Origin of the sequence: Marichromatium sp. AB32, assembly GCF_003718675.1 — a bacterium.
Taxonomy (GTDB): Bacteria; Pseudomonadota; Gammaproteobacteria; order Chromatiales; family Chromatiaceae; genus Marichromatium; species Marichromatium gracile.
On the sequence record NZ_RHFJ01000102.1, the window covers coordinates 1 to 5,586 of the forward strand.

The following is a 5,586-nucleotide window of genomic DNA, read 5'->3' on the forward strand; positions in this document are numbered from 1 at the left end:
AGCCGGTGGCGGCGCCAGGGCGAGGGCGGGGTGCGCTGCCCGGTGAGGGCGTCGAGCAGCTCGCCGGCGAGCCCGTCGAGACACCGGTGGAGGCGTGCGATCAGGGCTCCGAAGGCGGGGCTCGCCAGGGTCTCCCAGCCGGGCAGGCGCAGGGTGCAGCCGAGCGGGTCGAGCCCGGCGAGCTGGCGCGCCGGGTCGACCGGCACGACCCGCGCGCCGGGGATGCCGAGCGGCAGTGCGGCGAGCCGCTCGGCGATCAGCCGGGCGCCGGGCAGGGTCGCGGGGTCGAGCGCCTGGCGGCGATCGTGCGGCGCGAGGGTGGCGAGCGTGGGCTGGGGCGCGGCGAGCGGCGCCAGCTCGCTCGCGTCCCAGTGGATCAGGTGCAGGTGGAGTTGCTTGGACGCCTGCACGCTCTCGCGGTCGCGGGTGTGGGGGTCGCAGTTGAGGGCGAGATGGAGCTGTCCGCCGTCGAGTCCGAAGCGCTCGATCACCGCGGGGTCGGAGACGAAGCGCACGAAGTTCAGCGCGCAGCCCCAGAAGCGTGCGGCGCTCGCCGGGTCGAGCGCGTCCGGGGTGGCGCCGGCCCTGGGCGAGACCAGCATCAGATCGTGACGGGCATGGGGCGCGGTCTTGTCGATCAGCAGCAGTTCGCTGGTGTCGGCGTCGCCGATCCGCGCGATGGTGCGACGGGCGAAGCGCACCCCGGGGTCGGGGTCGGTGAGCTCACGCGTGCTCGGCGCATAGTCCGGTGGCAGCGCCGGGATGCGCACCGCCCCCCAGGCCACCGGCATGGTCGCGGCGGCGGCCGGCAGCAGTACGGCGAAGGGGTCGGGCGCGCTCATCGCCCCCCCGGGCGTTGCGCCGCGAGCGCCGTCACCGCCTGCTCGACCAGATGCGCGGTGAGTCGCTCGAAGGCCGCGGCCATCGCCGCCGGGGTGGATTCGGCGAGCGGTTCGTCGAGCGTCAGGCGGGTGCGCCACAGCGGCGTCCTCGCGCGTGCCCGCTGCAGGGTCAGGCCGAGGGTGGCGGCGACCCGGGGCGGCTCGGCCTCGGGCAGGTGCTCGAAGCGGATCAGCTCGCCGCTGAGGACGTAGTCGGCCTCGACCCGCTCGGCCGGGGCGTGTACCCGGGCGAAGGGACCGGCCGCGCGCAAGCCCTCGGCGAGGGCGTCGGCGAGCGCTCCGGGCAGCGGCTCCTCCCACAGCAGGCTGTCGTAGCGTCCGACCTCGCGCGGCTCGGCGCGGGTGCGATAGAGGATCTGGCGACCGCCGAGGAAGCCGCGCGCGGCCAGGTCGCGCACCTGCACGCTGGCGTCGAGCCGGGCGGTGGTGGTCGAGGACGGTGGCGGTGGCGCGAGACGGTAGAAGCGGTCGCGCTCGATCGGCTCGCCGCCGGCGCAGGCGCCGAGCAGCAGGGGCGCGAGCAGCAGCAGTGTGCGGGTCAGCGGAACCATGGGGTGCGTTCCTCGGTGGGATGGCCCTGGAGCAGGCTGGCGGGGTTCTCGCGCAGCGCACGCGAGAGCGCCGAGAGGTTGCGGCTGGCATCCTCGATGTTGGTGAGGATCGGCAGCAGCGCGTTGTTCATGGTCTGCAGCAGCGCCTGGGTATCATCGAGGCTGTGGCGCAGCGCCGGGCGGTTGTCGGCGACCAGGGCGCGGACCTCGTTGGCGAGCGCACCGTAGTCGGCCACCGCGCGTTCGAGCGCGTCGCGCTGCGCGGCCACCGCGCCGCTGACCTCGGCGAGGTTGGTGGTGAGCGCCTCGACCGCCTCCAGGGTGGCGGCGATCGACTCGCCGTCGACCGCGGCGTCGAGCTTGGCGGTGAGTGCGCGCAGATGATCGAGCGCGCCGGCGAGCCGCGCCTGGTTGCCGGTGGCCGCCTCGCCGGTGCCGAGCAGCGCCTCGATGGTGGCGATCTGGCGGGCGATGCTCTGCAGCGCCGGGGTGATGGTCTCGGCGACCAGGGTGTCGAGGCTGGCGGTGAGCGCGCCGAGCTGGCCCATCAGGTCCGGCTCGGGGGCGAGCGTGGGGAGTTGCGCCCCGGCCGCGAGCCGGCTGGCCGAGGTGCCGGGGGCGATCTTGATCGCGCTGCCCTCGAGCAGCCCGGCCGAGCCGATCCGCGCCCGGCTGTCGGCGGCCAGCGGCCAGTCGTCGGCGATCCGCAGCAGCGCGCGGAAGCAGGGGCGCAGCGGCGCGCGCTCGCCGCAGGGGGCGGGCTCGGCGGCGCTGGCGAACACCGGCTCGACGCGCTCGACCCGGCCGATACGGTAGCCGTCCTGGATCACCGGGATGCCGGGGGCGAGCCCGGTGGCGTCGGGAAAGATCGCGACCAGACGGTAGCCCTCGCCGAGCCGCCCCGGCCACAGCACCACCAGCAGGGCGACGAAGGCCGCTGCCATCAGCACCACGAACAGCCCGGCGGCGCGCAGGTCGCGACGCATCGCCCGTCCCTGACGCTTGCCCGGGGCGTCGATCTCGGGCGGCGAGTAGAGCCGTTCGAGCCGCTCGCTCATCGCCACCCCCGCAGCGCCGCGCGCAGCTCGATCCGCGCGGCGGCGGTCTCGCGCAGCGCGGCGCTCGGTCCGGCATAGACGGCCCGACCGTGGTCGAGCACCAGCGCGTGCTCGCAGTGGGTGATGAGCGCGGCCGGGGAGTTGTCGGTGGCGATCAGGGTCAGTGCACGGTTGCGTCGCACGGTGTCGAGCATCTCCAGGATTTCGCCGAGTGCGCTGGGGTCGAGGCCGTCGGCGACCCCGTCCCAGACCAGCAGGTCGGGTTGGTGGATGAGCGCGCGGGCGAGCTCGACGCGCCGCCGCTGGCCCAGCGAGAGCGCGCGCGGCAGGTGGTGTTCGAGCCCGTCGAGCTGCAGCAGGGTGACCACCAGTCGCGCCGCGCGCGCCAGCTCGGCGCGGCGCAGCGGCGTCTCGCGCAGCGGCAGCAGCAGGTTCTCGAGCACGCTGCGATCGGCCAGCAGCGAGCCGCCCTGGAGCACCGCACCGAGGCGCCGGCGCAGCCGCCGCATCGCGCCGCCGTCGAGCCGCGCGAGGTCCTGCCCGAACAGGGCGATTGTACCCGCCGAGGGGTGGTCGAGTCCCAGCACCAGCCGACTGAGCAGGCTCTTGCCGGCGCCGTTGGGGCCGCAGATCAGCAGCCACTCGCCGGCGGGCAGGGTGAGGTCGAGGTCGGAGAGCGCGCAGCGCCCGGCGACGTGCTGGTAGAGCCCGGCGATGGCGAGCGCCGGTGGTGGGGTGGGGGCCGGTGAGGGGGTGGACATGACGCGCTCAGCCGATCAGCAGCAGATAGAGCAGGTCCGCGACCAGGATCAGCCCGATCGCGCCGAGCATGGTGGCGGTGGCGGCGCGGGCGATGCCGCGCGGGTCGCGCCCGGCGGCGATGCCGTTGACGCAGGCCAGCGGCGCGACCAGCAGGGCAAACAGCGGTGGCTTGACCAGGGCGCCGACGAGGTCGGCCGGGCCGATGGCGTGGGCCAGGGTCTCGACCAGTCGCGCCGGGCCGAGCGCCGCGCTCGCCCACAGCCAGGCCCAGGTGGTCAGTCCGGTGACCAGCAGGCTCCACACCGCGAAGGCCGCGCTCATCAGCAGCATCGCCAGCAGCGTCGGGGCGAGGGTGTAGCGGATCGGATCGATGCCGTTGACCAGCAGTCCGTCGAGCTCCCCGCTCACCGCCAGCCCGGCCTGACGCACCGCCAGCGCCACCCCGGCACGCCCGGCGACGAGGATGCCGATCAGCACCGGGAGCAGCTCCAGGGCGATGGCATAGGTCAGCGAGATCAGCAGCGCGTCGGGCAGGGCGAAGCCGGCGAGCAGCTGCTCGCCCTGACGCCCGAGGATCAGCCCGAGGACGACGCTCACCAGGGTCAGCGCCGGCAGGACCGAGAGTCCGGACTGACGCAGCGCGGCGGCGAAGGCCGGCAGGTCGAGCCGGGCGCGACCGCCGAGGATGCGCAGATAGAGCCACAGACAGTCGGCCAGGGCGATGGCGCCGAGGCCGAGTCGTTCGAGCACGCCGGCGGGGCCGGTGAGTGGGCGGTCGGGGTGGTGCATGGCGGGCTCAGTACTCGAAGTCCCAGACGAGCCGTCGGCCCTCGGCGGCGAGCCACAGTCGCTTGACCGGGCGCGCGGCCGTCTCCGGCGGCGCCGGGTGCCAGGCGATCTCGGCGCGCTTGGCGATCCACCCGGCCAGCCCCCCGGGGCCGAGCGGCAGGCGCCGCTCGGCCCGGGCGACCAGATCGAGCAGGGTCGTCCGCGTCGTCGGGTCGGGGCAGGCGTCGAGCTGTGCCGACAGCGGGCGCTGGTGCAGCAGCCACAGCCCGGTGGCGGGGTGCTCGATCGCCTGGGCGGTGAGTGCGCGGGTGAGCGTCGAGCCGAGGCTGGTGGCGAGCACCAGGGCGCGGTCGGGGTAGCGTGCGTGCAACCGCCCGAGTGCATCGTTGACGAGTCGGCGCGGTGGCGGGGGCGTCTCGCTGGAGGCGGGCTCGATCAGGGCGACGATCAACAGGCGCTGGATGCCGAGTCCGGCGCGCGCGAGCAGGGTCGGTACGCCGCGCACCGCGAAGCGGTCGAGATCCTTCATCGGTTCGCTGAGGGCGTCGTAGTCGACCAGTTGCGGGTGGTGCTTGCGTGCGTTGTCGCGCACCGGGGCGTGGGTCCAGCCGTCGAGGCGACGATCGGCGGCCCAGCGCCGGTGCTCGATGCGCGCGAGACGCTCGATCTCGGGTGCGGTGAAGGCGAAGCCGGCGACCCGCTCCTCGGGGACCGCGCGACAGTCGACCACGGCGAGCTTGGCGAGCATGTGGTCGGCCTGGTGGCGGTTGGCGCCGCGGAAGGACTCGGCCAGCTGCGCCCAGGGTTGGCCGCCGGGCTCGCCATCGGGGTCGCGACCCTGGGCGGCGACGCTGTCGCGATAGTGCTCGTGGATGGTGCGTGCGAGCTGGTCGGCGCGCCCGGCAAACAGGGTCGCGGGGGTGCAGGCGTCGGCGATCAGCGAGAAGGGCTGGGTCTGGCCGTCCCAGTCGGCGCGTGCGCCGGCTGGCCAGGGCGCGGTGGCCACGGCGATCAGCGCTGGCGAGGCGCCGCTCGCGGCGGCGAGTCGTTGGCGCAGCCGGGCGGCGTGCGCGGCGGCCCGTGACGGGTCGCAGATCAGCGCCAGGCTCACCGGCGTGTCGGCATCGAGTGCCGGTGCCTCCGGGGTGGCGCAGCGCAACTCGGCGATCGTCTCGCCCTGGGGCTGGGTGGCGCGGAACCAGGCGGCGGCCGCCGCCGGGTCGGGGTCGAGCAGGGTGATGCGCAGGCGCCGCTCGCCATAGTGGGCGCCGAGCAGCGCCTGGCGCAGGAGCGCGGTGGCGGGCGTCGCGCGACCGACGAGCAGCAGGTGGGGGCGTTGTCCGGCGGCGACGTCGCAGCCGAGGTGCAGCGGCCAGCGCGCGAACAGGGCGCGCGCGCCGGTGGTGGCGAGGTCGAGGGTCTCGACCCGCAGCGGGCCATCGGCGGCGAGCGCCGGCCGGGTCGGCGCTCGTGGGGCGTGATGGATCAGGATCAGCCGGCGCGGGCGGCGCGCGCCGGCGCGCC

At 75.4% G+C, this 5,586-nt stretch carries 5 protein-coding genes and 1 pseudogene; all 6 read right to left on the bottom strand.

Features of this window, described 5'->3' with window-relative positions:
• A pseudogene (locus EBL85_RS16420) lies at nucleotides 1–842 on the bottom strand (hypothetical protein); the annotation flags it as partial.
• Nucleotides 839–1,453, bottom strand: a complete 615-nt coding sequence (locus EBL85_RS16425) for an ABC-type transport auxiliary lipoprotein family protein (RefSeq protein WP_123143468.1) — start codon at nucleotides 1,451–1,453, stop codon at nucleotides 839–841. The gene EBL85_RS16425 and the pseudogene EBL85_RS16420, both read right to left, overlap by 4 nt.
• A complete protein-coding gene (locus EBL85_RS16430) occupies nucleotides 1,441–2,511 on the bottom strand; it encodes an MlaD family protein (protein ID WP_123143469.1) in 1,071 nt (356 codons plus the stop codon). The genes EBL85_RS16425 and EBL85_RS16430 overlap by 13 nt, the downstream gene beginning before the upstream one ends.
• Nucleotides 2,508–3,272, bottom strand: coding sequence for a cell division ATP-binding protein FtsE (locus EBL85_RS16435; protein ID WP_123141318.1), 765 nt, complete (start codon nucleotides 3,270–3,272; stop codon nucleotides 2,508–2,510). The genes EBL85_RS16430 and EBL85_RS16435 overlap by 4 nt, the downstream gene beginning before the upstream one ends.
• Nucleotides 3,273–3,279: 7 nt before the next feature.
• Nucleotides 3,280–4,062, bottom strand: a complete 783-nt coding sequence (locus tag EBL85_RS16440; protein ID WP_123143470.1) for an ABC transporter permease — start codon at nucleotides 4,060–4,062, stop codon at nucleotides 3,280–3,282.
• A 7-nt stretch (nucleotides 4,063–4,069) separates the two neighbouring features.
• A partial coding sequence (locus EBL85_RS16445) for a RyR domain-containing protein (RefSeq protein WP_123143471.1) occupies nucleotides 4,070–5,586 on the bottom strand: 1,517 nt, incomplete at its 5' end.